28 protein-coding genes and 1 pseudogene are annotated in these 25,007 nt (G+C 68.9%); 2 read left to right on the top strand and 27 right to left on the bottom strand.

Annotation, left to right across the window (positions count from 1 at the left end; genetic code table 11):
• Positions 1-318: 318 nt before the first annotated feature.
• Entirely contained in the window at positions 319-633 is a 315-nt protein-coding gene (locus tag ACWD4O_RS38680; protein WP_451287477.1) for a hypothetical protein, read from the top strand.
• A 104-nt stretch (positions 634-737) separates the two neighbouring features.
• Here ACWD4O_RS38680 and ACWD4O_RS38675 read toward each other — a convergent pair whose 3' ends face one another.
• The 6 genes from ACWD4O_RS38675 to ACWD4O_RS38650 form a co-directional block, all read right to left on the bottom strand.
• The gene (locus tag ACWD4O_RS38675; RefSeq protein WP_451287475.1) at positions 738-1,883 is read right to left on the bottom strand and encodes a hypothetical protein; all 1,146 of its coding nucleotides are present in this window, start codon (positions 1,881-1,883) and stop codon (positions 738-740) included.
• A gap of 2 nt (positions 1,884-1,885) precedes the next feature.
• Positions 1,886-2,971 (bottom strand): tyrosine-type recombinase/integrase, encoded by a 1,086-nt coding sequence (locus tag ACWD4O_RS38670; protein WP_451287473.1) that lies wholly within the window; start codon positions 2,969-2,971, stop codon positions 1,886-1,888.
• Entirely contained in the window at positions 2,968-3,096 is a 129-nt protein-coding gene (locus ACWD4O_RS38665; protein WP_451287471.1) for a hypothetical protein, read from the bottom strand. The genes ACWD4O_RS38670 and ACWD4O_RS38665 overlap by 4 nt, the downstream gene beginning before the upstream one ends.
• Complete coding sequence (locus tag ACWD4O_RS38660) at positions 3,093-3,413, bottom strand: hypothetical protein (protein WP_451287469.1); 321 nt, start codon at positions 3,411-3,413, stop codon at positions 3,093-3,095. Before ACWD4O_RS38660 ends, ACWD4O_RS38665 begins: the two co-directional genes overlap by 4 nt.
• Before the next feature lie 121 nt (positions 3,414-3,534).
• Positions 3,535-3,705 carry a hypothetical protein gene (locus ACWD4O_RS38655; protein ID WP_451287467.1) on the bottom strand — a complete coding sequence of 57 codons (171 nt, stop codon included), beginning with the start codon at positions 3,703-3,705 and terminating at the stop codon, positions 3,535-3,537.
• Positions 3,706-4,057: 352 nt separating this feature from the next.
• The gene (locus ACWD4O_RS38650; RefSeq protein WP_451287465.1) at positions 4,058-4,318 is read right to left on the bottom strand and encodes a hypothetical protein; all 261 of its coding nucleotides are present in this window, start codon (positions 4,316-4,318) and stop codon (positions 4,058-4,060) included.
• Between the two features lie 207 nt (positions 4,319-4,525).
• Here ACWD4O_RS38650 and thyX point away from each other — a divergent pair, with 207 nt between their 5' ends.
• Positions 4,526-5,251: an FAD-dependent thymidylate synthase gene (thyX, locus tag ACWD4O_RS38645; protein ID WP_451287463.1), complete on the top strand. Its 726-nt coding sequence runs from the start codon at positions 4,526-4,528 to the stop codon at positions 5,249-5,251.
• A 370-nt stretch (positions 5,252-5,621) separates the two neighbouring features.
• Here thyX and ACWD4O_RS38640 read toward each other — a convergent pair whose 3' ends face one another.
• The 21 genes and pseudogenes from ACWD4O_RS38640 to ACWD4O_RS38540 form a co-directional block, all read right to left on the bottom strand.
• The gene (locus ACWD4O_RS38640; protein WP_451287461.1) at positions 5,622-7,202 is read right to left on the bottom strand and encodes a hypothetical protein; all 1,581 of its coding nucleotides are present in this window, start codon (positions 7,200-7,202) and stop codon (positions 5,622-5,624) included.
• Positions 7,203-7,216: 14 nt separating this feature from the next.
• Positions 7,217-7,567 (bottom strand): putative phage holin, encoded by a 351-nt coding sequence (locus ACWD4O_RS38635; RefSeq protein WP_451287459.1) that lies wholly within the window; start codon positions 7,565-7,567, stop codon positions 7,217-7,219.
• Complete coding sequence (locus tag ACWD4O_RS38630) at positions 7,567-7,800, bottom strand: DUF7620 family protein (protein WP_451287458.1); 234 nt, start codon at positions 7,798-7,800, stop codon at positions 7,567-7,569. The genes ACWD4O_RS38635 and ACWD4O_RS38630 overlap by 1 nt, the downstream gene beginning before the upstream one ends.
• Entirely contained in the window at positions 7,763-8,098 is a 336-nt protein-coding gene (locus tag ACWD4O_RS38625) for a hypothetical protein (RefSeq protein WP_451287456.1), read from the bottom strand. The genes ACWD4O_RS38630 and ACWD4O_RS38625 overlap by 38 nt, the downstream gene beginning before the upstream one ends.
• Positions 8,099-8,175: 77 nt before the next feature.
• Positions 8,176-8,493: a hypothetical protein gene (locus ACWD4O_RS38620; RefSeq protein WP_451287454.1), complete on the bottom strand. Its 318-nt coding sequence runs from the start codon at positions 8,491-8,493 to the stop codon at positions 8,176-8,178.
• Positions 8,494-8,529: 36 nt separating this feature from the next.
• Positions 8,530-8,784 (bottom strand): annotated as a pseudogene (locus tag ACWD4O_RS38615) (peptidoglycan-binding protein); the annotation flags it as partial.
• A 1,145-nt stretch (positions 8,785-9,929) separates the two neighbouring features.
• Positions 9,930-10,754, bottom strand: coding sequence for a hypothetical protein (locus ACWD4O_RS38610; protein WP_451287452.1), 825 nt, complete (start codon positions 10,752-10,754; stop codon positions 9,930-9,932).
• 159 nt (positions 10,755-10,913) lie between these two features.
• A complete protein-coding gene (locus ACWD4O_RS38605) occupies positions 10,914-12,725 on the bottom strand; it encodes a hypothetical protein (RefSeq protein ID WP_451287450.1) in 1,812 nt (603 codons plus the stop codon).
• On the bottom strand, positions 12,725-13,834 hold the full coding sequence (locus ACWD4O_RS38600) for a hypothetical protein (RefSeq protein ID WP_451287448.1): 1,110 nt from the start codon (positions 13,832-13,834) through the stop codon (positions 12,725-12,727). Before ACWD4O_RS38600 ends, ACWD4O_RS38605 begins: the two co-directional genes overlap by 1 nt.
• Positions 13,831-14,769, bottom strand: a complete 939-nt coding sequence (locus tag ACWD4O_RS38595; RefSeq protein WP_451287446.1) for a hypothetical protein — start codon at positions 14,767-14,769, stop codon at positions 13,831-13,833. Before ACWD4O_RS38595 ends, ACWD4O_RS38600 begins: the two co-directional genes overlap by 4 nt.
• A 7-nt stretch (positions 14,770-14,776) precedes the next feature.
• A complete protein-coding gene (locus ACWD4O_RS38590; RefSeq protein ID WP_451287445.1) occupies positions 14,777-15,679 on the bottom strand; it encodes a phage distal tail protein in 903 nt (300 codons plus the stop codon).
• On the bottom strand, positions 15,666-20,183 hold the full coding sequence (locus ACWD4O_RS38585) for a hypothetical protein (RefSeq protein ID WP_451287443.1): 4,518 nt from the start codon (positions 20,181-20,183) through the stop codon (positions 15,666-15,668). The genes ACWD4O_RS38590 and ACWD4O_RS38585 overlap by 14 nt, the downstream gene beginning before the upstream one ends.
• Positions 20,184-20,202: 19 nt before the next feature.
• The gene (locus tag ACWD4O_RS38580) at positions 20,203-20,541 is read right to left on the bottom strand and encodes a hypothetical protein (protein WP_451287441.1); all 339 of its coding nucleotides are present in this window, start codon (positions 20,539-20,541) and stop codon (positions 20,203-20,205) included.
• Positions 20,542-20,567: 26 nt separating this feature from the next.
• On the bottom strand, positions 20,568-21,095 hold the full coding sequence (locus ACWD4O_RS38575) for a hypothetical protein (RefSeq protein ID WP_451287439.1): 528 nt from the start codon (positions 21,093-21,095) through the stop codon (positions 20,568-20,570).
• Positions 21,096-21,192: 97 nt separating this feature from the next.
• Entirely contained in the window at positions 21,193-21,981 is a 789-nt protein-coding gene (locus ACWD4O_RS38570) for a phage tail tube protein (RefSeq protein ID WP_451287437.1), read from the bottom strand.
• Positions 21,982-22,109: 128 nt separating this feature from the next.
• Positions 22,110-22,580: a hypothetical protein gene (locus ACWD4O_RS38565; protein ID WP_451287435.1), complete on the bottom strand. Its 471-nt coding sequence runs from the start codon at positions 22,578-22,580 to the stop codon at positions 22,110-22,112.
• Positions 22,580-22,993 carry a hypothetical protein gene (locus ACWD4O_RS38560; protein ID WP_451287434.1) on the bottom strand — a complete coding sequence of 138 codons (414 nt, stop codon included), beginning with the start codon at positions 22,991-22,993 and terminating at the stop codon, positions 22,580-22,582. The genes ACWD4O_RS38565 and ACWD4O_RS38560 overlap by 1 nt, the downstream gene beginning before the upstream one ends.
• Complete coding sequence (locus tag ACWD4O_RS38555) at positions 22,990-23,433, bottom strand: DUF6093 family protein (protein ID WP_451287432.1); 444 nt, start codon at positions 23,431-23,433, stop codon at positions 22,990-22,992. The genes ACWD4O_RS38560 and ACWD4O_RS38555 overlap by 4 nt, the downstream gene beginning before the upstream one ends.
• Before the next feature lies 1 nt (position 23,434).
• Positions 23,435-23,821 carry a hypothetical protein gene (locus tag ACWD4O_RS38550; RefSeq protein ID WP_451287430.1) on the bottom strand — a complete coding sequence of 129 codons (387 nt, stop codon included), beginning with the start codon at positions 23,819-23,821 and terminating at the stop codon, positions 23,435-23,437.
• Entirely contained in the window at positions 23,818-24,657 is an 840-nt protein-coding gene (locus tag ACWD4O_RS38545) for a hypothetical protein (RefSeq protein ID WP_451287428.1), read from the bottom strand. The genes ACWD4O_RS38550 and ACWD4O_RS38545 overlap by 4 nt, the downstream gene beginning before the upstream one ends.
• A partial coding sequence (locus ACWD4O_RS38540; RefSeq protein WP_451287426.1) for a hypothetical protein occupies positions 24,654-25,007 on the bottom strand: 354 nt, incomplete at its 5' end. The genes ACWD4O_RS38540 and ACWD4O_RS38545, both read right to left, overlap by 4 nt.

Below are 25,007 nucleotides of genomic sequence, written 5' to 3'. Positions count from 1 at the left end.
GATCGCCGAACTGATTCTGGAAGCCGCTTCGCGAGCGGAACGCCTTGGATGGCGAACCATCACCCTGAAGCGCCTACGGCGGCTTGCTGCGGGAGATGACAGGGCGCTTCCGCCCGATCCAGCGACCGCTCCTAGGTCGGCATTCGGTCAGTCCGCATACGGTGGTGATTGCTACCAACGGGAGCAGAGCCGACGCCAGTCATAACGAAGGCCACCGTCCCGCACTGGGTGGTGGCCTCGAAAGTCAGTGATCGCGCACGCGTAGCGTAGCAAAATCCCACGGCAACACACCAGACCCGCGCTCCAGAGGAACATCACGTGACAGCCACCACAATGATCTGCCAGACCAGCACCCACTCCGTGCGCCTGCGACTGGACGAGAAGGTCACCATCGACCTCGGCAGCCACCCGGACTACCCGCGCATCGTTCCGGTCACCGAACTTGCCGTGATCTACGAGACGACCAAGAAGCTCGACAGCGACTCCGTGACCATCGTGACCGGCATCAGCTACGTCCTCGACGACGAAGAGGACAAGGCCGCCTTCGTACACCCCGACTACCTGGACCTGCCCGAAGAGTGGCCCGCCTGGGTACGCGAGCAGGTGAACGCGAACCGCCCCACGGGTGTCTGACCCTGGGCATGACGAAGGCCACCGCCCTGAACGGGTGGTGGCCACTTCCGGCAGGCACACGCCCGCTCGATGACGGGAGTCTAGTTCCGGAACTCACCACCGGTCTACCCCCGTTCGCCACCAGCCACTTCATCCTCCAGCGGAACCGGGTCCACGGCCCGGCGCAGCTGCTCCAGGCGAACCGGCAGTGGTTCCCACCCCGGCCGTCCCGCCATCAGCCAGTTCAGGACGTTGACCCCGCGGGCGTACGACTGCCCCAGGCCCTGCGCTCGGATCCGAATCCCAGCTGGGCCGGCCTTCGACGGGAACACCGTCACCCACAGCGCGGACTTCCCGCCCTCGATCTCCTCCACCAGATCGGCCCGTACGTCCAGCCACCGCGCCAGCGCCACCAGCGACCCGTGCGACAGCGCGTACCGCTCCACCCGCGGCCCCTCGCTCTGCACCGCCTCCACCTCCTGCCGGATCTCCCCCGCCAGCTGGTACGACGCACGCGCATCCTGGCCCGCCATCACCTTGGACACCGTCGACAGCGACACCCCCAGCCGGAACGCCGCCTCCTCGTACCCCTTCCCCGCCCGCTGCGGCCGCCGCGTCACCCGCACCTCCGACAAGTCCGGCACCAGGTTGTCGACGTTCAGCCGCTCCAACTCGCCCACCCGAGCCCCGGTGTCGAGGACCACCGACACCATCGCCAGCAGGCGCGCCCGCTCCTGCGCCCGGATCCCCGCACCATCCCGGTCCAACGGTCCGTCCCCCGCCAGAGACACCAGCTCCCGGTACACGGCCGTCAACTGCCCCGGATCCACCGTCGGCTTCGGCTCCACCTCATCCACCCGCGGCAACTTCACCCGCCGGCCCGGCACCGCCACCGCAGCCAGGATCTTCAGACAGTCCCGAACCGACCGCTGCGACGCCACCGACAACGGCTTCCCCACATCCTTGGCGAAGTGCCGCAACTCCCCGGCCACCGCCAGCCCCCAGAACGCGCGCAACGCCGGCGGCGTGAACAACTGGGCGGGCTCCCGCGAGGACCGTTTCGGCATCTTCTCACGGCCCACCGCACGCCCGTACATGCCGACGACCATCCACAGCTGCTTCGCCCGCTGCTCCGACACCTGCACCAGGACACCGCCCGCACCCGGCGCTTTCTCCCGCCCATCCCAGCCAGCCGGGTCCCGCGGCGCCACCTTCTCCACCACCGCCGCCAACTGCCGCACCGACGGCGCGCTGTACGTCTGACTGGGCACGACTACCCCTCTTCGTCGTCGGCTGCGCTCGGAAGACGCTCTGCGATTCTCGCAGCGATCCGATAGCCGGGGCTGTTGTCCAACCGTCCCCGTCTGCGGTCGTAGCGGCGGGTGGTGCGCGGGTCCTTGTGGTCGGCGAAGTCCTGGACGTGGTGCAGCTTGGCGTCGGGGGCGTCCAGAGCGTGAGTCACGGCGTCGTGCTTGAGGACGTGCGGGTGGAACGTGGCCGCGTTCGCGATCCCAGCCTTCGTGGCGAGACGGCGTACGAGCCGCCACACGTACCCGGGATCAAGAGGCCGGCCAGTCCGGGTCTGGAACAGCGGCCCCGTCGTACGCCCTGCCAGGTAGACGTCGATGGCGTGTCCGGTCGCGGGCGGGACCACCTTCGGTTTCCGGCGGCCGCCCTTCAGCCGAACGTTGAGGATGCGGTGCCCCTTGTCGTAGCCCAAGTCCTCCACTTGCGCGCCGAGGGCGGAGTCGAGACGCAGCGCGATGGAGTAGATGGCCATGAGGAGGGCGTAGGAGCGGGGTCCGTCTTCGTAGGCGACGGTGAGGAGGCGGGCGGACTCGTCTTCGGTGCTGCCTTGGGTGTCGGAGCCGTCCTGGTCCAGTTCGGGGCGGGCGACGAGGTCGAAGGGGTCGAACTCGGCGTGGCGGGAGCGGACGGCGTACGTGTAGAAGGAGGAGCACGCCGACAGCAGGTTCGCCCGGGCGGCGTCGGAGCGCGGCGGACCGGTGGGCGCCTTCTGCCCGCGGTGCCCGCCCTTGACCGGTTGCAGGGTGGGGGCAACTTCCAGGTGCCGGGAGAAAGCTTCGGCCAGCGGGAAGCGGACCTGGAGGGGGTGGGTTCCGGTCTCGCGAGCGTAGGCGTCCCACACCCGGTACTGACGGACGTACGTGGTGCGGGTGTTGCGGGTCTTCTGCCGTGCGATCCACGCACCGACCAGACCGGGGTAGGGGTGGCCTGCCGGGTAGTGCTGGGCGAGCTCGTTGGCGAAGTCGATGGCCTCGGGCGGCCAGTCGTCGACGGCGCTGCGCGTGCGCGCGGCGAGCTGGCCCGGGCGCGCAGCGGGAACGAGCTCGGTCACAGCACGGCCAGGACGGTGAAGTACGTGACCGGTCCGCACAGCAGGAACCACGTAACCATCGCGATAGCCCAGGGATCACGGCGCTTCAACTGGCCCCACAGACCCGGGAAGAGGTTCAGCTTCACCGCGCGGCGTCCTTCTCTTCCTGCGTGGCGTAGGTACGCGGCGCGAAGACGAGGTCGGCATGCCACATGTCGTTCGGGTCCATCACGTGGTCGATCTTCTCCACCTGGTAGCGCGTGCAGCGCTTCCCCCCGGCGGCCGACAGTAGGAGGTAGTCGCCTTCTTTGATGAGGACACCGTCGTGGCCCCACCCGGAGGCGCGCAGCCGCTGGCCGCTGTCGAGGTTCTTGGTGATGGTGTAGTCGTGCCCCCAGCCCCGGCGGCTAGGGCCGAAGTCGTGGGTCATGGGTTCGCTCTTGGTCTTCTTGGGAGTCGTCATGGGAGCCGGTTCCTCCTGTCGGTGAGCCCTCCGCGGCCGGAGATCCACATAACAGTGATTATCTAGTAGTGGAGGCTCCGGGGTTGCCCCGACACCTGATCAGGTGCAGAGGAGAGGTTGGCTACAACTGCCCGCGATACATGATGTCCAGCTCGTCGTCCAGCTCCACCAACTCCGGGTTCCAGCCGAACAGGATGTTGGCACGCACCATCCACAGGGCGTCGATGAAGCCCGATGTGTCCACGGAGAACGTGAACATCTTCTCGGGAATCGGTTCATCTGGCTGGGCCACGGGACCTCCCGAGATCGGCTCGGATATGAGGAGAGTATCCCGGGTGTTGGCCGTGTATCCCCTGGAAACGGGTGCGGCCCCCTCCGTCCAAAAGGGGGCCGCTGCATAGCCCGATCGCTTCGTCCCGTACCAGGGCGAACCATCAGTCACATGTGAGCTTATCGTGGGCCAGCGCGCGTGATCCCCGGCCGAACTACTAGTCCGGGACGAACTGGTAGAACCAGTAGTAGTTGTGGGAGTTTCGGGACCTGTTCGAAATTTGCCCAGGATCGATCCTAAGGATTCGCCCCCACACCGAACACGCCCGCCGGTGGCCCCGTCTGGAGAGTAGGCGGGGCCACCGGGACGCACGCTACTTCAGGCGGACCACCACGCGGCCGCCGGACTGGATCTGCTCAGCGAACTCCGTCAGCTCGGGATCCGTGATCTTCCCGCCGCGGCCCGAGTGCTTTGCCCACACCCGCTGGATCTCCGGCTTGATCTCGTCGACCGGCCTGCCCTGGTACTGCGCGGTCAGGGCGTTCAGGTCTCGGGTCAGTGCGGCCGCCATCTTCCGGACGCCGTCGTTGACAGCCTTCTTCAGAGCGCGGTTATCGAAATTGAACTTGGCCATTCGAGGCCTCCATCGTGCTGGGACCACCCCGGCGCAGGCTACGGGCACTCCATGGCCCGTCGGTGATCCGAACTCCCGGCAACGGTACTCCGACCCACCGACAATCCGGTGAACAGGACGACTCCACGCACCAGGACACCGGGGCAACCCGGACGGAACGACCGGTCCAGACTGAGTGCACCCCACCACCACGGCGATCGGAGCCCTGTGCCCTCCACCGAACCCACCTTCCGTAGCGACGTGACCGTCGAACTGGTCAAGCACACCGCGTCCGACGCCGACGTGCTGTTCGCGGCCCGAGTCTCCACCGTTGGCGAGCAGCCCCTGGACGAGCTGGGCAAGGACCCAGAGCGCTCCAAGGGCCTGATCAACTACCTGATGCGCGACCGCCACGGCAGCCCGTTCGAGCACAACTCGATGACCTTCTTCGTGCAGGCTCCGATCTTCGTCTTCCGCGAGTTCATGCGCCACAGGGTCGGATTCAGCTACAACGAGGAGAGCGGAAGGTATCGCGAACTCCAGCCGGTCTTCTACGTGCCGGGCCCGGACCGCAAGCTGGTCCAGGAGGGGAAGCCTGGGCACTACACCTTCATCGAGGGCACCAGGGAGCAGAAGACCGAGGTCGGAGATCTGCTCAGGGAGAACTCCGGCGAGTGCTACTGGATGTACAGGACACTCCTGGACGCCGGAGTGGCCAAGGAGGTCGCGCGGATGGCGCTCCCGGTCAACGTCTTCTCCTCGATGTACGTCACCTGCAACGCCCGCTCGCTGATGCACTTCCTCGGCCTGCGCACCCAGCACGAGCTGGCGAAGGTCCCCTCGTTCCCGCAGCGGGAGATCGAGATGGTGGGCGAGAAGATGGAGGCCGAGTGGGCCCGGCTGATGCCGCTCACGTACGCCGCCTTCAACGCTAACGGCCGCGTCGCCCCTTAGACCGCTGCTGGCTTGGCCCGGGCCGCCTCCACACGCTCCAGGCACACCACGCACAGCGGGCACCCACCGAACCCGTACCGATGCGTCGGCTCATGGCACGACACGCACGGACCCACCTGCGACGGAGCACACACGGGGGCTGGGGGCTTGGGAGAAGGAGCGTTCATCCAGCCATCGTACGGACAGTCCAAACAGCCGGCCAGACAGGACGCCGCCCGTCAAGTCTGTAGATCTTTTTCCAGGTGCGAAAGGTCTACGGAGGGACGGTCCGGGGGCGTCGAATCGCATCAGCCAGGGACGTTTGACCAGGTCAGAACGGGTAGCAAGATCACGTTATTTGTTTCCCAAAGGTGTAGGACAAGTACCCCGGTCAGCTGGCCGCGGACCATACGTTGTTCGCGTCCGGCGTGTACCCGGACAAGGTGACCGACGTGGGCAGCGACGTCTGCCCCGACGCAGACCGGCAGAACCGGTACGAGCCCGCGGACAGTCCCGCGTTGCCGGGCGTGAACGTGTTGCCATGCGTACTGCCGCAGGCGAAGCTCGGGGACGTCGTGCCCACGAACAGCAGCGCCGCGTAGTACCTGCCGGCGGCCGCGGCATACGAGCCGGTGAAGCTCATGGCCTTGTTGCCGACGCTGTTCCACACGGTGGACTGGTCGGCGGTGACCGCAACCCGGTTTCCGGAGCTGTCGTACAGGCCCGCCAAACACTGGCCGAAGGTGAGACCCGATCCGGCCGTGCCGATCACGGCGTGCACCTTGGACAGGGTGGCTGCCTGCCGCAGGACGAGTTCGAGCAGGTAGATGAAGCCGCTGCTGAGGGTGGTCCCGGAGGCGGAGCAGGTTGCCGGATCGAACGTCCAGGCGGTCAGGCCGTGGTCGGACGGTACCCACACGTTCCCGTAGGAGGCGAGGCTGAGGGCCCCGATGGCCGCCGGGGCCAGGGCGTCGCTGCCGCCGCTGGCGTGCGAAGCGGCGTGCGCGGTCGGCGTCCGCGAGTTGCTCAGCCGGGAGTCGTCGCCCGCGGCCACCGTACCCGTGGCGGTGCCGACGCTCAGGGTGGCCGCGTTGCCCAGGCCCAGGTTGGTGCGGGCCGTGCCAGCGTTGTTCAGGTCCCCAAGGTTCTGTGTCTTGTCGAGGCGGCTGGTCTCGAGCGCGGTGGTGCGGTTCTCCAGGGTGGTGCCGTCCGCGGCCGGGTAGGCACCGATAGATGCGGGGCTGATGGGGTCGCTGCCGGCGCTGCCGTGGCTGGTGGCGTGTGCGGTCGGTGTGCGGGAGTTCGTGGTGGTGGGGTCGTCGCTCTTCAGGGCGACGGTGGGTCCGGCGCCGGCGGCCCCGAGGGCGGGCTGCGGGCCGGTTGGTCCCTGCGGGCCTTGTTCGCCCTGTTCTCCCTGTGGTCCGTCAGGTCCTTCCGGTCCTGTGGCGCCGGTGGCCCCTGTCAGGCCGGTGAGTCCTTGGGGCCCGGTGTCGCCGGTGTCCCCCTTGGGTCCTTGCGCGCCGGTGGATCCCGTGGAGCCAGCCGGGCCTTCCTCCCCTTGTGGTCCGGTGTCCCCGGCAGGTCCCTCGGGTCCTTGCGGTCCGGGCAGGTAGACGACGGTGCTCTCCCCGGTGACCGTGTCGGAGAGGTCGGCACGGATACTGCCCGCCCAGTAGCTGCCGGAGGCGGGGACGACGACGTACGTGACGATCGGGGTGCCGTCCTTGGCACGGCCCTCCTGGATCGCCCACAGCGTGTCGCCGGCGTCGGACTGGATGGAGGCGTTCGGGGTCAGTTCGACCGTCCACGCCCCCGCGGTCCCGACCGTAATGGCGACCGGGCGTACGAGCTCGCCGGGGACGCTTTCCACGTAGCCGACGGCGGCCGTCCCGGTCGCGTCCACGAGGGTGGCCTTCATCTCCGTGCGCTGCCCGGCCTGCCAGCCGATCAGCTTCCCCGTCACCGTGGTCATCGTGGAGCTCCAGTTCAGGTCGCAGAGTCGTCGTGCGCGGGAGTGTCGTCGGTCAGTTGGTCGCGGTGCTGGGCGCTGAGCACCATGCGGGTGCGCTGGATGATCAGGCCTGCGATCCCGAGGGCCAGGAGGACGCGGGCTATCCGCATGACGGTGGCGACCAGGCCGTCGGGCCAGATCGACACGACCACCGTGTAGGAGAAGACGGCCCCGACCGTGAGCGTGAAGATCATGACGTGTCGGCCGAACGCCGAGTCCCGCCATGGGGCGTGCAGTTGGTAGACGATGGCGAAGATGACGGCACACAGGGCGACCAGCCCGGATGCGTAGAAGTTCGCGAGTTGCGCGGAGTCCATTTCGATCATCAGCTGGGCCTCCCTCCAAGAGCGTCGCGGAACAGTTCCGCGAAGTGATTTCGATGCCGCTCACGTGCCAGTCGTGATGCGACCTGCGATACGGCGGACCGCTGTGCCTCGACTTCCCGACGGGCCATCTGGGCCCGTGCGAGGGCCTTCTCTGCGGCTTTCTGTCCAGGCGTGTCCGGGCGCTGGGGGGCGGGCTCAGGACGGCGGTGCAGCAACCGGCGAATCCATCGCATCCCCTGGCACCTCCCCCCGTATCGCGCGCAGGACGGTGTAGGCGGTGCGGGAGAGTTCCAGCAGTTCGCCTGCCTGTCCTTGCGCATCCAGTCGTGCGGCTTCGCTCTCCCTGTGGGCCTGGCGCCAGGTGTCCCGCTCGGCGAGAGCTTCGGCGACGCGGGCGTCACGGTCCTTGCGGACGTCCTCGAGGACTGCGCGGGAGACGAGATTGCCCCGGAGGATGAGGAGCACGACCAGGGTGACGATGGTCCAGGCCCCGCCCTGCATGAGCAGGGTGACGCCGGAGATCTCGTTCACCGGTGCCGCTCCTTACAGGTGGTGGGGCACGCCTGTGCCGCTGCCAGACGGTGCCAGGCGTGCCGGACTGTCATGGGTCAGGCCGCGCTTCTGACGCTGCTGGCTCCGACGTCCTGCGCCTTGCCGCTCACGCCGGAGGGCTTCCACAGGCCGAAGTGCGACGCCACGGAGATCACGAAGGACACGGCGGACAGGATCACGGCGGACCCGATGCTGTAGTCGTCGCCCGCATTCCCGAGCTCCACGAGGAACCCGTTGAGGGCGGTGAGGAACAGCAAGATCACGGCCTTCGCGCCCGCGTGGGTGACGCGGGTGGTGACGAGGCCGACCAGGACCGGCAGGACGAAGCTGACGGCCAGGCCGAGCCAGTAGGCGGAGTCGAGGTTGGGCTGCATGGCGGGGTTTCCTTCTGGTGGGGTGGAGGGGGGTGGTCAAACCTTGGGGACGCGCAGCTTGTCCCAGGACGTCTTGCCGGGGATCCCGTCGGCCGCGGCGCCGGTGTAGCCGAGCTTCTGCTGCCAGGCCTTGTAGGAGGCCTTGTCGGCGTTGGTCCAGTTGGGGCCTGGGCCGGACTGGTACTTTCCGCAGCCGACGGCGACCAGGCGGCGGCCCATCGCGGTGATGACGGCGGAGTGGCGGCCGGCGTGGAAGAAGGCGCTGCCCGGAAACGGCTCGTAGGCCGGGGTGGCCGGGGCCTTGGCTGGTACCTTCAGCTTCTGGCCGACGGCCAGCTTGTCGGCGTCCTTCAGCCCGTTCAGGGCCACCAGCTTGGCGACGGTCGTGCCGTACGCCTTGGCGATCGACGTCAGGGTGTCGCCCGCCTTCACGGTGTACGTGCCCGTGGTGGACGGGGCCGGGGTGTCGCTGCCGCCGGTCTCGGTGACCGGCGGCTTGCCCGGGACGATACTGGTGTCGATTGCTCCCGGGTCCCAGTGATCGTTTCCGGGGACTTGGCCGTGGGAGAAGTGGCCTCCCTTGCCCTGCCAGACGGAGCGGCTGCGGGTGGCCTTGGCGACCTCCGCCGCGGTGGCCTTCGGTTTCCCGGCCGGCCAGACGTTCGGGATGCCGTGGGCCCGGCCGGCGGCGAGCAGCCTGCCGAAGTTCGGCTTCTTCGCCGGGTCGAATCCCTTGGTCCACGGGGAGGATGCCCTCCCGAGGACCTCCACCTGGATGTTGACCTTGCCTTCGCGGTTCGTGCGCCGGCTGCCGTCGTTCCTGAGGGCGCGGCCGCTCGATGTGAGGGGGCCGAACTGGCCGATCTTGTCGGAGAGCGGGTCGTAGATGACCTGCGGTTCGGACGCGACCCGGATCAGGTAGGCGGCGATGGAGGAGAAGTAGTCGGCGCCGGCCGGGGACTCGGTGGTGTGCCAGGTGAAGCGGGGCGGGTTGCTCGGGTAGTCCATGGCTCCGCCGATGGACTGGCTGCCGAAGCGGACGGCTCCCGTGATGTAGGCCGGGCCGGACACGCCGCGCGGCGTCAGCTCGTCAGCCGTGTAGTCGGAGGTCGGCTTGGTCTGAACGAACGTGGCGTCGGAGAGGTCGCCGCCCTTGTTGCGGGACTTCGGCAACGGGTCCGGGTCGTACACCCGGTACTCGAGGGCGCCGACGGGCACGTACACGTCCAGGTCGCCGTCGTCGCGCAGCACCATGAAGCCGCCGTCGACGTGCGGGTGCTCCTTGACGAACCGTGGGGAGTCCTCGAGCGCGGCGATGGCCCGGACCTGGTCGACGTGGTCCTGGCCGACGGTGCCCAGGTAAGTGGTTTCCACCTGCCGTTCCGGGGTGTCCGGGTCGGGGGATGCGAGGTGGTCTATCGCGACGTGGAAGTCGGTCATCGGAGGGTCTCCAAACGGGGCTGCACCAGGTCGATGTAGGAGCGTTCGGCCTGGTAGAGGGCGAGAGAGAAGCGGAACTCGCCGTGGTCTCCCCATGCGGAGGACCAGGAATTCCGGGCGCGGAGAATCGTGTGGCGGTAGTCCAGGCCGCCATCCGGGGCGTAGGTGAGGCGCTCGATGGCGGTCAGGCACACTTCGTGGCCGCCGACGACAGGCGAGTTCTGCCAGCCGGGCGCGTCGTCGAGCAGCGCGGTGCGTCCAGGCGGTTCGAACCATCCGTCGTACCAAGGCAGGCCGGCCAGAACGGGGCCGGTCTGGAGGAGGGAGCAAAGTTCCTCTGCCGTGGTGGCGTGCCGGTAGGAGCCGATGAGGCCGCGGTCCTTGAGTGCCTTGGCGACTCCGAGGCCGGAGGATCCGCAGTCCACGGCCGGCCAGGTCTGGTCGTGCCACTCGTCTCGGGCGGTGGCTTCGGCGTACAGGTCGATCGCCCACAGTTCGGCGGCCGCCGGGTCGGTGGTGATGAGGTCTGCGGCCTCCAGCGTGGCGGTGTCGTGGAGGATCGACACGGCGGCGGTGGCCGCGTTGCCGGTGCAGGATCCGAGGGCGTCCACGTCGCCGACGCCGGGGTGCCGTCGGCTGGTGTGGATGCCCTGGGACAGCAGGTTCTGCTGGTTCAGGACCGGGACTTTCGGCGCCCACTCGGTGGGGTGCAGGCGGCGGCCGGTGGTGTGCGGCCGGTAGTCCAGGCTGCGCGGGTCCAGCACGAGATGCCGGCCCAGGTCGGGCCGGACGTCATAGCGTGTGATGTCGAGTTCGGGCACCCGCCCGTGCTCCTGCACTCCCCGCGCCCAGAGCCGTCTGATGCGTTGCGGGCCGCTGTGGTGCGGCCGTCCCTCGGGGGCGGTGCAGGGGCGGAGGGTCGCCCTCGTGATCAGGGTACGGGTGTGCGAGTGGCGTGTTGCCCCGGGCCGGGGCTGCGGTCAGGCGTCCAGGGGGAAGGCGCAGTTGTTCAGGGAGAGGAAGCCGGATCCGGTGCTGAGGTAGGTGATGGCTGCGGAGTTCATGCCGGTGAGGGTAATGGCTCCGGTCGTGGCGACGTTGACGGAGACGACGCCGCCGGCGTCGCCGGCCAGCTGCTTCCACTGGATGGTGGTGACGGGCCGGTATCCGACGGGCAGGGTCGCGACGGTTTCCCCGTTGGCGATGGTGGTGGCCGCGGTGCGGCGGATCAGGTCGCGCAGGTCGACGCCGCCGCGGGTGTTCAGGCGGTAGCGGCCGGATCCGTAGGGGCTGCCGTATCCGGCCCATCCGGTGGCGTAGGAGAGGCTGCTCCATGCCGTCTCGCGCAGCACGGTGCCAGCGGTGACGACGTTGCCGTCCTTGTCGACGACGAGCTTGTCGCCGCTGCGGTACAGGCGGAACAGGTTTCCGGTGTGGCCGCTGGCGGCTTCGACGTACAGGCCGGAGTTGGCGGAGGCGGGCGGGAAGACCTGGATGCGGGCGTTGTCGAAGTGGCCGAGGGCCGGCTCCATGGTCAAGGCGCTGGCCAGGGTGGTGTCGTCGGTGTTGTTCAGGGCCAGCTTGGCGTAGGCGGGGTAGAGGTAGAGGGCTCCGCCGATGTAGGTGGTGAAGGCCCCGTCGTCGCGCATGCGTTCGATGACGGCCTGGTCTTTGCCCATGAGTTGGTGCCAGATCAGGTCTGTGTAGGGGCCGCCGTCCGCAAATCTGCTGGTCACGCTCTCCAGGGAGAGGTTTCCGCTGCCGTCCTCTTTGGCCTGGATGGTGGTGGATTTGGTGAGGGCGGAGTTCCGCCAGGTCATGTTGGGCAGGGCCGCGGTGGCCAGGATGCTGAGGGTGGCGCCGCTGGTGCCTTTCCAGCCGATGCCGTCCTTGTTGAAGACGCCGACCACCGTGTTGGAGGCGTCGAAGATGCGGATGTCGTGGAAGCCGCCGACGTTGATGGCGACGCGTTCGCCGCTGGCGTCGGTCTGGATGAGGCCGCCAGTGACGGTCGTTCCTGTGATGGTGGAGCCGGTGATGTCGGATCCGGTGATGTCGCCGGTGAAGACAGCGGATCCGTCCGCCGCGTTGAACTGGATAACCAGGACGTCGGCGGCGTCGTAGACGCGTAGCCCGTCCTCGTTCAGCTCGACTCGGGCTCCGGCCGGGTTGCCGGCGACGATGCGCGTGGCGAGTTGGAGGATGGCCTCCAGCTTGTCGGCTGTGATGGCGCCGGCGGCGATGGCGGCCGCGGTGACGGATCCTGCGGTGATGTCGGGCCCCGCGACCTGGAGCGGGGTGGCCGCGGTCTCCGCTGAGGCGGCGCCGGGGATGCCGGAGGTGTTGACGGCTATGAGGACGACGTAGTGGGCCACGTAGGGCAGTGGGGTGACGGGGAGCATGCCGCCGTCGCCGGAGCGGGTGATGGTGCCGACGAACGTGGCTGTGGACGGGGTGAAGCCGCTGCTGGTGGAGACGTGGACGGCAACGTGGTCGAAGTCCGCAGGCAGCGAGCTGCCGTCGGCGAGTACGCCGTCCCAGACGACGCGCAGGCCTCCGATGGAAGGGGTGACGACCGGGGCGGTGGGAGCGCCGGGCGGCGGGCCGTCGACGGCGATGAGGCCGATGGTGCCGTCGGACTGCATGCCGATCGCGCCCCGGACCGTCCCGGTGTCGTCCTTCACGGTGATGGACGTGTTGTCGAGGGCGGCGTGGGAGAGGCGGGAGGACCGTTCGACGCGGGCCAGCCGGGCATCGAGGTCGTGCAGTTTGCGGCCGATGTCGAAGTCCATTAGGACACGCCTCCGTACTGGTACATGGCTGATGGCTTCAGGTCGACGACGGCCTGCGGTCCGCCGGTTGCGGTGGGTTTGATGGTCCAGCCGGTGATGCGGCACCAGCCGGTGTACTCGGTCCATGCGTTGTAGATGCGGGTGTAGACGTCGTCTCCGACCTGCCAGGACCCGAATGGGGCCGCGCTGGTGTTGCGGAGGGTGACCTGGCCGACGGATCCCATGGACTGCCGCCAGGCCCGTTCCCAGTCGGTGCGCTGGGCGACGGTATCGTTGCCGTTGAGCTCGGGGAAGGATGCGGCGGCCTCGAGGCGGAGGCGTCCGTTGCGGACGGCGGAGATCTGCCGGATTTTCGCGCTGCCGTCTCCGGCTCCGGTGCCGATGACGACCTGGGCGTAGTCGTCGCCTGCGATGGCCTTCTCAGGGTCTTCGATGACGTTCACGCCGGACGCGAACTGGATGTCTTGGCGCCGGCGTCCGAGGCGCGGCCAGCCGAGCCGGATCCGCTTGACGACGTCGGTCTTGTCGGCGTTCCAGGCGGTGGTGCAGGTGTACTCGGGTGTGGCCTGGTCGGTGACCATCTCGTCAACCTGGTCCCCGAGGCATTTCACGTCGTACCAGAAGCTGTTGTACGGCTCGGCCGGGGTGCCGATGAGGGAGGTGGACACGGTGTCGTCGACGACTACGCCCAGGTCGCCGTCGGGGATGGACTGGGCGTACTCCCAGGCGTTGCGGATGACGTCGCAACGGTCGGCGTTCACGTAGGGGCCGCGGCCGCCGTGCTGGCCGTCCAGGTCGAACCGCTTCTGCAAGTACGACGACCAGGACGCGGCCTCGAAGGAGTAGTCGCCGCCTTGGGCCCGGACGTCCCAGATGAGGCCGCCCCACTGGAGCTCGCCGTCGGAGGACTCCACGTAGATGCAGGTGGTGCCCGGGTCGGCGAGGGAGGGGTTGGAGGACACCAGCCTTGGCGACAGCTTGCCGGTGAGGCTGCCGGGTCCGGACAGTTCGGGCCCGTACTCGAGGTCCACGACCGGGAGAGCGGTGGACAGCCACTCTCCCGTGAGGGCGTGCTGGGTGAGGACCCGGACGGGCGGGGTCACGGTCACCGGGGGGCCTCTTGGAACTCGACGTCGTAGCGGAACGTGGTGGACACGTCCACGGTGACGGTGCCGACGTTGCCCGAGGTGCCGGTCGCCTGCGCCCGCAGGAGTTGGCTGGTGCCGCGGTAGGCGTCGGGCAGCGTCAGGGTGTCGCTGACGAACATCGCGGCCCGGCGGACACCTGTCTGATTGTCGTCCAAGATGACCTGCTGGAGGCTGAGGGAGGCGCCGAAGTTGGCCCGCAGGTAGCCGGTGAACGCGTTGGACGAGTAGCGGAGCTGGGCGATGTCGATGCTGATGATGGCCTTGGACGCCCAAGCCGGGACGGCCACGTTCCAGCCGGCCTCGGTGGAGAAGTAGCTGAAGGATCCGTTGGTGTTGCTGATGGCGGTGGAGGATCCGGTGGGCGAGTGGATGAACTGGGTGCGTTCCCGGCGAGGGTTCGCGATCTGCCGCAGGTCCACGATCATCGCGTTGGTGATGGTCGACGTGGACGCGGGGATGTCGATGCGGGCCAGGGGGATGCCGGTCAGGCCGCCGGGGATGGTGGTGGCCGAGGAGGAGACGTTGGAGAGGACCTCGAAGTAGTTGATCTGGTCCGTCTCCGGGTCCAGCGTTCCTTCGTACTCAGGGTCCTCCACGCGCAGGATGACCATGTCGGAGCGTCCGGACCCGGCGCCCTGGGGGGCGATGCTGACGGTGGCGGATCCCTGGTTGCGGGCGGAGTAGGTGCCTTGGAAGGCGCTCACGCGGCCGCGGACGACGGCGGACCCTTCGGCGATCTGCACGCCGCCGCCTGGGGTGCCGAGCTGGGTCACCTTCAGGTCGGTGCCCGCGGTGATGCCCTCGCTGCCGCGGGCGAGGTCCTGGACCATGGCGCGGAACTGCTCGGCTGAGTGCGTCGCCCCGTTGGTGAGGATCGGCACGGGGTACAGGGTCACGGTGTCCTCACAGGGCGATGTAGGCGTCGCGCCAGGTCAGGCGGAGGCGGGCGGTGTTGGTGGCGTCGAACGCGGTCCAGCGCATCTCGGACTGGCCGGGTGGCAGAGAGAAAAGGTCGAGGCGGGACCCCGGGGACAGGTAGGTGGAGGCGTTGCCGCCGTTGTCCCAGGTGACGGTGCGGTAGCCGGGCCGGGTGTCGATCTCCACCCACCGGTCCTCGTCCAGACTCAGGGTGGGCAGCGCGAGGGTGCGGCCGGACGCAACGTGGCGGATGGTGACGTTGGCGCAGGGTCCGGTGATGCGGATGACGGGCCAGGCGTCGGCGTCCCCCAGGTTGGTGACCCAGCCGGGACGGTCGGCCGCCACTGTGCCGTCCTGCACGAAGATCGGGGCGACGATCGGCGCCGAGAATCCGCCGCCGGTGAGCCAGCCGAGGGGCAGCTCCGCGGTGGTCTCCAGGTCGGCGTAGAACGTCGGGTCGTGGGCCAGGAACTCAATGTCCAAAGGGACGTAGCCGTGGATGACCCGTGCGAACTCGGGGTCCAGCTTCCGTAGCCGGCCGGTGAGCCGCTTGACCGGGCGGCCGGGGCGCTTCAGCCGGAAGGTCATGCCCTGCCCGCCGACCAGGCGTACGGCGGCCGTGTCGGAGGCCGCCTGGAGGGCGGCGATCACGTCGTGGCAGGCGTCCGGCTGTCCGGGGACGTTGATGGCGGCGTCGATCTGAACTTGGCGGCCCGCCCAGTAGTCCGGGCCGGCGAACATGCCGTCCATGGACGGCTGGTCGACGTCGTTGTCCCGGACCGGGGGGCGTCCCAGGCCGGTGGTCTCGAGGACGTTTACGGTGGTTCCCGTCCCGATGACGACGCCTCCGAGGTCGTACTGCCAGTCGGTGAGCTCAGGATCCGGCACGGGCTGCCACCCCTCCCCTGCGGGCGCGGCGGACGGACCGTCCGACCTGCGATCCGATGTCTGCTGCGGTGGCGCCGGTGCGGACCGCGGTCACGTTGACGTGTGTGTTGCCGCCGTCGCGGACGACGATGATGGGGCGGGACGCGGCGGCGTCGGTCAGGCCCACGCCGAATCGGTGGGCGACGTCCGCGAGGACGGGCATCGCGGCGCGGCGCTTGTTCGGTCCGAGGGGGATGAGTGCCTCGCCGTGGGTCTCTGGTTCGGCGAAGCGGATGATGCCGCCCTGGGTGGCGTACATGCCGGCGCGGACGCCGCCGTTGGCGTAGGAGAGTCCCTGGCCGGCCCGTCCCAGGTCGGTCAGGAACTTCGCGGCCCTCGAGCCGAGGGACTTGGTGATCTGGGTCTTGGCCTTGACGGCGACGGCGATGATCTGGTCTTCGCCCAGTCCGGTCTTTCCGGCAACGTCGTGGATTCCGGTGGTGCTGGTGCTGATCGCGGCGATGATCTGGACGAGTTCGGTGACCTGCTCGGAGGTGAGCGCGGTGTTCGCGGTCTTGGCCTGCGCGTTCGCTGCGGTGGCCTTGCCCTTGTCCTTGACGGCGGCCGCGGCCAGCTGCTGGGCGGCTTCGTCGTTCTGGCTGGCGAGCTGGCTGGCGAGGTCTCCGAATCCCTGCGCGGCGAGCGCGGCAAGGTTGTCGGAGAAGGCCTTGTTCAGGGTGTTGGCCTTGGTCAGCTGGCGGGTGTAGTCCGTCAGGGAGGCCTTGGCGGTGGCCTTCAGGTTGCGCAGGGCGCTCGCCATGTCGTTGATGTACTTGGTGGAGCCGTTGGCCATCTTGTCTGCGAGCTGGCGGCCTTCCTCGCCCATGGAGGCGAGGGCCTCGGCGACGTCCCCGCCGACCCGGTCGGCTACCTTCTCAAGGTCCTTGTTCCAGGCGTTGGTGGCCATCGACGCGGACTTGATGCTCTTCTCGACCGCTCCGACGTCGAAGTAGGAGACGTCCTTGCCCTTGACCTTCTTCGTCTTGTTCCCGGCTTGGCCGGAGTCGGACGGGCTGTAGAGACTGCCGGTCTGCGGGTCGTAGCGCCAGTCGGTGACACTGCCGTTGGCGTTCCACTGGATGGCGGCCGGGTCTCCTCCGAGGCGGCGGACGACTTCCTCGGTGATGGCGCGGGAGCGGACGCGCTTGGAGGGCGCGAACGGGACGTAGGCCTCGCCGCCGGTCTCGGGTTCGGCCCACATGCGGTAGGTGGGCTGGGCGATCTGTGCGACGTGGTTCTCGCGCATGCCGCCGTTGGCGAACCGCTGCGCCCCGGCGTAGATGTTGCCGTCGGCGGATCGTCCGGCGGTGGAGCCGAAGTAGGTGCCGTCGGGGACGTTGGGGTTGCCCTTGATGACGTAGCTGGTGGTGATGGTGATGGACCGGTCGCGCAGTCCTGCGATGACGGCGGCGAGGGAGGCGACGTTGGCGCGCTGCGTGCCGGTCGGAACTGTGATTTGGACGTTCTTGCCCTTGGTGTCCTTGATCTTGAAGCCGAGCAGGGTCAGCTGCTCGCGGGCCGCCGCGGTCGGCGCCTTCATGGTGATGGTCTTGCCGTTGGTGCCCTTGACCTTGTCCTGGACTGCCTGAAGGTCGGTGATCGCGTCGGTGGTCTGCGTGTCCAGTTTGATCGTCTTGTCTTGCAGGCCGTCCCGGACGGCTTGAAGAGATGTCAGGCTCTCCTGTGCGGTGGCCGTGTTCGCGGTGACCTTGAAGGTGCCGTCCTTCAGGGTGGTGACCGTGAAGCCGAGGTCGCTGAGCTGGAGGATGGCGTCGTCGGTGAGGGCCTTGACCGTGACGGACTTGGCGTTCGGGGTCTTCTGGATCGCTTCGATGACCGAGGTGAGGCCGGAGATGGCGTCCTCGGTGCGCATCTCCACCAGCGTGGTTTTGCTGTCCGGGATGGCGATGTAGGACTGGGCCAGCGCGTCCGCCTGCGCCTTGGTGAGACCCATCTTCTGCGCGGTGTCGGAGAACGTCTTCTGGCCGCGGGTCATGATGCCCTGAACGTAGGACCAGCCCTTGCCCTGCTCCCGGGCTGCGGCTGCGGCGGCATCGGTGTCGGCAGCCAGGTCGGAGAGGGCCTTCTCCGACTCGCGGGCTTTCTCCGACCCCAGGTCCAGCTCGCCGTTCTGCATCTTCAGCGTGCCGGCGTGGTCCTTGGCCGCTTCGACGGCGGCGTCGATGGACTGCTCGAACGCGGACATCGCGCTGCCGGCCGCCCGGTTGACGTCGTTCAGCGCCTGGATGCTCTGGCGCAGTCCGTCGGCGCTGGCCTTCTGAGCATCCAGCTTGGACTGCGTGGCCTGCGCCGCGTTGCCGAACACGCCCATCGACTCGGCTGCCAGCTCCTGCTCGAACGCGGCGTCCGCGAGCGCCGACTTGTAGTCGTCGAGCTGGCTGTTGATTTCCTTCCTGGTGTGCCCGTCCTTCTTCATCTTCTGGACGATCTTGTCCAGGGCGGCCGCGGCCAGGTCCGCCTGGCCGTTCTTCACCAGGTTGGCGAGGCTCTTGTCGAGGGCGTCGATGTCCTTCTTGGCGTCCTTGACCGGTGTGGAGTCGGTGCCGAAGAAGGAGACGATGGACTGCTGGACCTGGTCCAGTCCCTTCGGGTCTTTGATCTTCTGGAGGCTGTCCGCCAGACCCGACAGGTCCTTCCCGAAAACGCGGGCCGCTTCGCCGCTCGCCTCGCCGGTCGACGCCAGTTGACGCATCGACGTGGTCAGCTTGTCGACGTCCGGAGGGGCCTTCCGGCTCATCTCCGACAGCTGCGAGAGAACCACCAGCAGGATCCCGATGCCGGATCCGATGAGCATGGTCCGCGCGGCGATGCCCAGGGACATGAACGCCGCGCGCAGCCCGGCCAGGCCGCCGCCGGCCGCCGTCGACACCGCCGTCAGAGCGGTGATCCGGGCGGACACCGCTGCAATGCCCGCCGACAGGGCCGCCATCCCGGCACCGGACAGCTGGAGCAGCTTCAGGGCGGTCGCGACCTGGATGATGATGCCGACCAGTTCCGGGGGCAGAGCCGCCACCAGGCGGGCCGCCGCGGTGACCACGGTGAGCATGCCGGGGCCGGCTTCCGCAGCACCGCGCAACAGGGTGACCAGGGCACCGGAGATCTCGCTGATGGCCTCGCGGGCTGCGGGGCCGTTCTGCCGGGCGTAGGCCATGAACTCCTGGATCGGCCCGCTGTTGCCGGGGCCTCCCTCAGACAGCACCCGCATGAAGTGGATGACCTTGTCGGTCATCTCGTCCAGCTGCTGGTCGCTGAACGTGGCGAACTTCTTGGCCATCAGGTCGAAGCCCGGCGTTTCGATGGCTCCGCCGGCCACGGTGAGGAGACGGTCCAGCTGGCTGCTGGTCGACTTCACGTGCGGGGTCAGGCGCGGGAGCAGAGCGTCCAGGATGGTGAAGCCCTTGGTGACCGGAGCCATCGTGAACCCGGCCAGCTCGTCCGACCATTCCCCGAAGTCCTGCTTCAGCCCCGACAAGGCGATCGCGGCGCTCTGCGTCGCGGGCGGCAGGGTAGCGAGCATCTGCTGGTAGGCCAGCTGCGCCTGCATCGCCTCTTTGGATGAGCGGCCGTGGTCGCGGACGGCGTCCTGGTACTTCTTCTCCGCATCGGCGACCTGGGACAGCGGTTCGATCTGCCCGGCGATCGCGATGCCGAACGCGACGGCTTCGGCGCCGCCGGCGGCGAACGCTCCGGGTAGCGGTGCCAGGCTGGTCGACAGGCCGGCGGCAAGGGGGATGGCAGCGGCGGCCAGGCCCAGGAGTCCCTTGATGCCGAAGTCGGCCTTGTTGCCGTTCCCGCCTCCTCCGCCCAGGGTCCGGGCCAGCCCGGTGAGGGCGCTGGTGTCGGCGGTGACGCGTAGGCGGATGGTCTGATTGCGCTGCGCCCTGCGGACCGCGGCGGTGACGTCGCGGCGCAGCTGGTTGGGGTCGCGCAGGCCGATGGGGATTTCGATGCGGTGGCCCCACGCCGCCCAGCGGACCGCGGCTTCGACTTCGCGGCGCAACTGCATGCTGTTGCCGAGGCGCAGATTGACGGACAGGCCCTGGCCGGTGTCGGCGGTGGTGAGCGCGGTGCGGACTTCGTCGCGCAGGTGGTCAGCGTCCAAGCCGATGCGGACGCGGAGGTCTTGGCCGGCGCCTGCGGTCGTGAGGGCTGCGCGGACGTCGTCGCGGAGGTGCCCGGAGTCGACGTCCAGGCGGACCCGCAGGCCTTGCCCGCTTCCAGCGGACGTGAGGGCGGCTCTGACGTCGGCGCGCAGGTGGGCGGAGTCGACGTCGATCCGGACACGAATGGGGTTCCGGGTGTCGGCGCGCAGTCGGTCGACGTCGCGTCGTAGCGCGTTGACGGACCGGTCGGCTCGGTCGGCGTCTCGGGCCAGGGTGCGCAGCGTCTGGGAAAGGCCGGAGCCCTGGCCGGTCAGCCGTACGGACAGATTCCACTCGGACACCGGTGGGCTCCCTTCTCTGCTAGTGGCGGATGCTGCGCTGGAGTTCCAGGGCGGCGTGGACGCTGGTCGGGATCAGAGCGACCTTCACGCCGTGCCCTTCGTCGCCTTCGGGGACGGTCTTCTGCTTGTCGGCGATGAGCTGGCAGCCGATGCACCGGTGGGTGACAGCCCGGTAGGCGTCCTCGTCTCCGCCGCCGTCCTCGTCCCACTCCTCGGGTCGGGTGCCGCAGCCGGGGCAGACCTGCGTGACGTAGTCCTCGTAGGCGAGGGCCTTGCGCCGGTCGAGGTCGGTCCAACTGCCGTCTCCGTGGCCTCGGAAAAGGGAGTGCGGGATGCGGTACTCCCGACACAGGGCCATTTCGGCACGGAAACGGACATCGTCGATCAGTCTTTTCCCAGGTCGGTCCTGCGGGTGTGCTGGATGGTCCAGGCGGCGTTCCACAGGTCGCGGGCGTCGCCGGGGGCCCACTTGTCGAGGGCTCGGGCTGCGTAGTCGACGGGCATGCCGTCCAGGGACGCGGCGGAGATCAGGGCCGGGGCGAAGGTGTCGAAGGCGTAGTTGTCGCCGCGGGCTTCGTCTTCCTCGCTGGCGGGGTGCGTGTTCTGAAGCTTCTCCAGGACGCTCCGCTCGAGCGCGGTGAATTTCAGAACGATGGTGATGGCGTCGTACGCCTTCTTCGCTGCACCGAGTTCCGCGGCCGCGTCCCTGGCCTCCTTCTGCACCAGGATCTTGGCCTGCGGGTCGACGTCCTTGGCCAGCTGCTTCAGGTAGCCGTCGGCCTGCTCGTGGGCGCGCTTGGCTTCCAGATAGCGGTCGCGGACGGCCGGGTCGGGACACAGACGCAACTCCTGGACGGGCTTGGGGATGTCGTCCAGTCGCTTGGCGAGTGCGTCCCAGGGGGTGCTGGTCATTCGGGTCTCCGTGTGGGAAGGCCCGGCCGGGCGCGCGCGGCGCCCTTCCCAAGTACACCGGGGCCCGGCCGGGGGATTGAGGGGGTGGGGGTTTCGGTCAGCCGCCGGGCGTGGTGGTGGTGACGGTGACGGCGGGGCTGCTGCCGCCCGTCAGGGACGCGGCGGATGCGGTCATCTGCGGGACGTCGGTCCCGTCGTAGGCTCCGCCGAACGTGACCGTGACCGCGGTTCCCGGGTGGGGGCCGCCGGCGCAGACCACGTCGCCGGGTGCGATGTTGGAGAGGGCCTCGAGGGCCGACTGCACCTGGCTGAAGGTCGCGTTGTAGACGATGCCGGCGGTGGTCTGCCCATTGAAAGTCAGCGTGTAGGTGCCGCCGGTCGGCGTGCCGGTGATCGTGACGGTCTGGACCTCGTCCGTGCCCGCGGCCGGCACGGTCTGGTTGAACGCAGGCCGGTCGGTGATGACGAACTGAACGTTGATCTTGGCGGCCTCGTTGTCCGTCGAGTACGCCTTCGAGTTGGAGGCGACCTTGACGGGAAAGACATCCAGGCCCTTCCCGGCGGGGACGTCGCCCTTGGAGAAGATGCACATGAACCCGGTGGTGCCCTTGGCCAGGTCGGTCTCGATGTCGTCGAGGGTGTTGTCCTCGTAGAAGCCCAGGCTGGAGTCGGCCGCGCTGTCGTCGCCGTCGATCTTCGGGACGAAGGTGGACCCCATGTCGGGGGTCTCGATCGGCTGGTTCTCGAGGTTCCAGCCGTCGATGGAATGGATGCCGTCGGTCAGGTCGTTGCCTGCGCTGATCTCGGCGCGCGTCGGGAGCAGCGCATCCGATGCGATCGTCGGCACGAACTTGATCTTCGTGATGCCCTTGCGGTTGAACCTCATGATGGCCCCTCGCGGATAGGGGCCGATGGGGACCCCTGCTACACGTCGTGTCGGTGTGGCGGCCACCTGTGGTGGTGGCGTCCGCGTGGGGTCCCGCCGCGGTGCGGTGATGCCTCACCCGGTAGGGGTCAGGCTCCGGTCTCCTGGAGGAAGAACCGGAAACGGATCACACTGGTGATGATGGCATCCTCAGCGTTCTGTGTTCCCCCTGCTTCCCGGGCCTCGCGCCGGTAACAGCCCACGCCGGGGATGGTCAGGGGGTGGGCGTAGCCGGGGCTTCCGTCGGCCGGCCGGGCGATGACTTTGCGGCCGCGGTCGGCGAGCCACTGCGCCTGCTCGTCTCCTCCGAGGCTGTTGGGGATGCCGGGGGTGGTGCCGGAGACGAAGGTGGCCTGGTAGTCGGAGACGGCGGTGGTGTGGCGGTCGGCCAGGGTCGCGTCGTCGGCGATGTGGTCCTGGGGGTAGAGCAGCGTGTACGGCGGGGGGAACGGCTGTCCGGTGTCCGGGTCGATGGGCACGGTGCGCAATCCGACGGGGAAGCCGGTCAGGGACTCCAGGAGGGTCTTGACGGCTGCGGTGACTGGTTTCCGCGAGATCATCAGGGGCCCCCGAAGATGCGGTCGCAGGCTGCTTTGAAGGGGGCCGGCCAGTCGTCCTGGAGTTCGTTGACGGCTGGCCCTACGTGCGGGAACGGGGGCTGAAAGTAGTGCCGGCCGATGCTGTCGGTCATGTCGTAGAAGCCGTACTCCAGCCGCCTGCCCTGCGGTTCGCTGGTGCCGACGTCCATTCCCCCGCCGTCGGGGACCGGGAACGGTACGGGCTTCCAGGATCCGCGGTAGTCGCCGGAGATGACGTTCGGGCCGGGCCGGCCGGAGGCCCGTTCCATGATGAGGGCGCGCAGCAGGCGGCCCTGCTGCCGCACGGTGCGGTCGATCTCCGGGCCTACGCGGTCGGCGGACTGGTCCAGACGGCGGGCGAGGTCTGCGAGGTCCGTCAGGTTCACGGTGATCATCCGGTCTCCCGGGTCTGCTGGACCTGGTCCATGCCGGTGACGCGCAGTGCCCCCACGGTTCCGGCGGCGGAAGGGTCCTGCACGACCCACTGCCGGTTGAGGAGTTGCAGGTCCCCGCCCGCGTGGACCTGGACCACGGTGACGATCATTCCGCGTTCGGCGACCGGTGCAGCGAGCGGCGTGAAGGCCCGGTAGCGGGAGCGGGTCTCGTCCACCCACGGCATGCTCGCCACCGGCAGCGCGGTCATACCCTCTGTACTGGTGGAGGCGAACACCGCACCGATGCCTTCCCAGACCGGGTCCAAGTCCGGGTACTCGTACAGGCCGCTGTCGTCATTGAAGACGGGCTGCCCGGCACCGGGCTGGGAGAAGCGCAGGGTGTCGAGGAGGATGAATCCCTCGAGGAAGGCGGATACTCCGGAGAGGTCCAGTCCGGCCATGTCAGCCCTCCGTCGCCTTGGCGTAGTCGGTGAGGGTGGCGAGCATGGCGCGGGCGGTGGCGCCGGGGCCGCCGCCGTAGTCGGACCGGTTCAGCGCCTCCTGGTCGAGAAGGACCGGGTCGACTTCGGCAAGGAAAGCGGCGACGATCTGGCCGGGTGTGCGCTGCACTCCGACGGCGACGCGGGCGAGGCCTTCGAAGGCGACGCCGTCGGGCTGCCGGGTGTGCAGGACGAGGACCGGGAGCTGGCCGGCGATGTCGTGCTGGAGGGTGTAGCCGGAGACCGTTCCCGCGGGGAGCGGGGTGCCGTCGACGGTGACGGTGGCGTGCCCGGGCTGGGCTGTGATGCGGACGGCGTGCGCTTCCGGCTCGGCTGGCTGATCGGTCACAGCAGGGCTCCAGACAGGATGTCGTCGCGGCCGCGCAGGTCCAGGCGGGGAAGCAGCTCTCGTACGCAGTGCGGATGGCTGGTGGGGTGGGCGAGGGCGTCCTGGACGGTGCGCAGGGTTCGGTTGGCGCGGTCGGGGTCGTCGTGGGACGTCCATCCGCAGTCCGCCCCGTCACGGATCTCCACGTAGGCCACGTCGAGTTCGTCCAGGCTGGTGCGTGCTGCGGCGGTGTTGGCGGTGGTGACGGCCTGCCAGGTGATGGCGGATCGGGCCCAGGAGTCGACGGGGTGGCGGGCGTTGTTGGCGTACACCACGGTCTCGAGGGGATGCGCGGTGCGCAGGTCGGTCAGGCTGAGCCGCTCGGCGGTGCCGCGGGCAGCGTCCTGAACGGCGCGCAGGAAGGCGCGGCCGCGGCGGACGGATTCCTGAATGCGGCTGGTGATGTCGGCGAAGTACTGCGCGGACAGCGTGGTGACAGCGGCCTGGTGGCGGGCGGTCCAGGTGAAGGTGGCTTGCCGGCGGTCGGCGTTGTCCAGGAGGGTCCAGGCCCCTTCGCGGTAGACGACCGGGAGGTCGGTGGCCGCCCACGTTTCGGCGAAGGCCATGGCGGCCCGGTTGAACGCGGCCAGGGATGTGTTGAAGGCGGCGATGGCGGCGCGCAGACGGGCTCCGGTGGCGGCGCTTCGGCCGGGCCGGATGGTGGCCAGGGCGTTGAGGAGCCGGGTCTGGGCGGTGGTGAGGATCCTCCAGGCCGCGGTGAGGCGGTCGACGCCGGAGGTGATGTAGGCGAGGAGGCGGGATCGGAGGGTGCGGCCGCGGCGTGTAGGGGTGGTCATCGGCGTCGCCGTTCGACCAGCCGGAACGTGCCGAGGAGCACGGAGCCGTCGTCTTCGGTGCCGGTGTCGGGTTCGTCGGGTGCCGCAGGCGTGCCGGTCTCGAGGAGGGCGATCTGCCGCTCGTACGACTTGATGTTCTCGGTGAAGGACACGGAGACGGCGCCGGACAGGTTGACGGTGGACGCCTGGGCGCGGAGGTCGGCGAGGCGCTGGTTGAGTACTTCGAGGGCGACGGCGCGGGCTTTGCCGAGGCGGGCGTAGCGGGTGGCGAGGTCGGTCAGGTCGGTGGCGGTGCCGAGCTGGGAAATGAGCCAGGCTTGGGTGGCTGTGTCCACGGGGCCCTCCTGGGG

The organism is Streptomyces sp. NPDC002623 (assembly GCF_053592635.1).
This window is presented reverse-complemented; position numbering and strand designations above follow the sequence as displayed.

Coding starts and splice junctions, on each gene's coding strand:
- ACWD4O_RS38660 (WP_451287469.1), bottom strand. CDS start 3,413: ATGACGACTCCCAAGAAGACCAAGAGCGAACCCATGACCCACGACTTC.
- ACWD4O_RS38650 (WP_451287465.1), bottom strand. CDS start 4,318: ATGGCCAAGTTCAATTTCGATAACCGCGCTCTGAAGAAGGCTGTCAAC.
- ACWD4O_RS38640 (WP_451287461.1), bottom strand. CDS start 7,202: ATGACCACGGTGACGGGGAAGCTGATCGGCTGGCAGGCCGGGCAGCGC.
- ACWD4O_RS38635 (WP_451287459.1), bottom strand. CDS start 7,567: ATGATCGAAATGGACTCCGCGCAACTCGCGAACTTCTACGCATCCGGG.
- ACWD4O_RS38630 (WP_451287458.1), bottom strand. CDS start 7,800: ATGCGATGGATTCGCCGGTTGCTGCACCGCCGTCCTGAGCCCGCCCCC.
- ACWD4O_RS38620 (WP_451287454.1), bottom strand. CDS start 8,493: ATGCAGCCCAACCTCGACTCCGCCTACTGGCTCGGCCTGGCCGTCAGC.
- ACWD4O_RS38605 (WP_451287450.1), bottom strand. CDS start 12,725: ATGGACTTCGACATCGGCCGCAAACTGCACGACCTCGATGCCCGGCTG.
- ACWD4O_RS38580 (WP_451287441.1), bottom strand. CDS start 20,541: ATGGCCCTGTGTCGGGAGTACCGCATCCCGCACTCCCTTTTCCGAGGC.
- ACWD4O_RS38575 (WP_451287439.1), bottom strand. CDS start 21,095: ATGACCAGCACCCCCTGGGACGCACTCGCCAAGCGACTGGACGACATC.
- ACWD4O_RS38570 (WP_451287437.1), bottom strand. CDS start 21,981: ATGAGGTTCAACCGCAAGGGCATCACGAAGATCAAGTTCGTGCCGACG.
- ACWD4O_RS38565 (WP_451287435.1), bottom strand. CDS start 22,580: ATGATCTCGCGGAAACCAGTCACCGCAGCCGTCAAGACCCTCCTGGAG.
- ACWD4O_RS38560 (WP_451287434.1), bottom strand. CDS start 22,993: ATGATCACCGTGAACCTGACGGACCTCGCAGACCTCGCCCGCCGTCTG.
- ACWD4O_RS38555 (WP_451287432.1), bottom strand. CDS start 23,433: ATGGCCGGACTGGACCTCTCCGGAGTATCCGCCTTCCTCGAGGGATTC.
- ACWD4O_RS38545 (WP_451287428.1), bottom strand. CDS start 24,657: ATGACCACCCCTACACGCCGCGGCCGCACCCTCCGATCCCGCCTCCTC.